Here is a 1,687-nt window from a genome sequence, read left to right as displayed (position 1 = left end):
AGCAGTTACAGTACCTTCTGCGGCAATTGAGAGGGGGCAGAATGGTTTCTTCGTCTACGTCGTGAAACCGGACAATACCGTGGAAGTTCGCCCGATCGCACCGGGACAGATCGCGAACGGTCACGCAGTGATCGAGAGCGGACTGGCAGCGGGCGAACGCGTTGTCACTTCGGGACAATATCGTCTGGATGCGGGCGCAAGAGTTTCAATACAAGACACACCAAGCCAGACCACAACGCTGGGTGATGGTGAGACGGAGCGGGGCTGATGTCGAATTGGTTTATCCAGCGACCGATCGCAACGTCGCTGCTCATGCTGGCTATTCTCGCAATCGGCCTGGTAACCTATCCTTTGCTGCCCGTAGCGCCGCTGCCCCAGGTCGACTTTCCAACGATTCAGGTTTCTACACAGCTACCAGGCGCAAGTCCGCAAACAATGGCGTCTTCGGTTACCCAGCCGTTGGAGCGGCAGTTTGGTCAAATTTCTGGCGTTACACAGATGACGTCCGTGAGCACACTCGGCAGCAGTTCGATCACCCTGCAGTTCGAACTGGATCGCAATATTGATGGCGCGGCGCAAGATGTGCAAACTGCGATCAACGCCGCCGGTGGTCAGCTACCAAGCAATCTCCCATCGCCGCCGACCTATCGCAAGGTGAACCCTGCAGACCCGCCCATACTGGTGCTTGCACTTACGTCCGATACACTCCCATTGACGCAGATCGATGATTTTGCCGAAAATGTCCTTGTCCAGCATATCAGCCAGGTCTCCGGCGTCGCCCAGGTTTCGGTCTTTGGCCAGCAAAAGCCAGCTGTCCGCGTGCAAGTCGATCCGCGCAAGATAGCTGACCTCGGGCTGTCACTGGAGGATGTTCGCTCGGCAATCATCGCCACGACGACGGATGCACCAAAAGGTAGCATCCAGGGTGCTTTGCGAACCTTTACGCTCTACGATAATGACCAGCTCCTGGCGGCAGGTCCATGGAACAACGCGATCATTGCTTACCGAAACGGCGCTCCGATACGGATAAGCGACATCGGCCAGGCAATCGATGCGCCGGAGAACACGCAGATTGCGGCATGGGCCGATGGCAAGCCGGCTATCCTGCTGCCAATTTCCAAACTCCCCGGCGCGAATGTTCTTGAGACTGTAGGTCAGATAAAAGCATTGCTGCCGCAGTTGCAGGCAATAGCGCCGCTTGCGCTTCACATATCGAGTTTGAGCGATCGGACCACGACCATCCAAGCGTCCGTCCTCGACGTGAAATTCACCTTGTTGCTTACGATCGCACTAGTGATCATGGTGATATTCATTTTTCTGCGCAACGTCTGGGCGACAGCAATCCCCGGTGTCACTGTCCCGCTCGCGCTGGTAGGTACTTTCGCGCTGATGTATGTGCTGGGGTTCAGTCTGGACAACCTTTCGCTGATGGGGTTGAGCATTGCGGTCGGCTTCGTCGTCGACGATGCGATCGTCATGCTGGAGAACATTCAGCGCCACATGGAAGCGGGTAAATCGGCATTGCAGGCCGCCATCGACGGCTCCAGAGAGATTGGTTTTACCATTATTTCGATAAGCCTCTCGCTTGTGGCGGTCTTCATTCCCATCCTGTTCCTAGGCGGAATCGTTGGTCGGCTTTTTCACGAGTTTGCCATAACCGTAACCGTGACGATTGCAGTTTCCGCTC

The 1,687-nt window shown here is 56.0% G+C and carries 2 protein-coding genes; both read left to right on the top strand.

Annotated elements, in window-relative coordinates:
• The coding region (locus tag ACXJ5O_RS26100; protein WP_457302444.1) for an efflux RND transporter periplasmic adaptor subunit at window positions 1–268 on the top strand (268 nt) is incomplete at its 5' end.
• The coding region (locus tag ACXJ5O_RS26095; protein ID WP_457302443.1) for an efflux RND transporter permease subunit at window positions 268–1,687 on the top strand (1,420 nt) is incomplete at its 3' end. The genes ACXJ5O_RS26100 and ACXJ5O_RS26095, both read left to right, overlap by 1 nt.

It is taken from the genome of Phyllobacterium sp. P5_D12, from assembly GCF_054049495.1.
This window is presented reverse-complemented; position numbering and strand designations above follow the sequence as displayed.